A 255-nucleotide genomic window follows, 5' to 3' on the forward strand; every position below is an offset into this window, starting at 1 on the left:
GTCGATGGGCAACGGATTAATATTTCCGTACTGGTGATAATTGCGATGGGGGGACGGAGAAGGCTAGGCTATCCGGGCGACGGTTGTCCCGGTTTAAGAATGTAGGCAGGTGAATTAGGCAAATCCGGTTCACTATATGCTGAGGTTCGATGACGAGTCACTACGGTGATGAAGTAGCTCATGCCACGCTTCCAGGAAAAGCCTCTAAGCTCTAGATTATCATTAATCGTACCCCAAACCGACACAGGTGGTCAG

The 255-nt window shown here is 49.8% G+C and carries 1 rRNA gene; it reads left to right on the forward strand.

Features of this window, described 5'->3' with window-relative positions:
- Positions 1 to 255: ribosomal RNA gene (locus AAZR93_RS21710) — 23S ribosomal RNA — on the forward strand; the annotation flags it as partial.

The organism is Providencia sp. Je.9.19 (genome assembly GCF_051129765.1).
In the GTDB taxonomy this organism is placed as follows: Bacteria; Pseudomonadota; Gammaproteobacteria; order Enterobacterales; family Enterobacteriaceae; genus Providencia.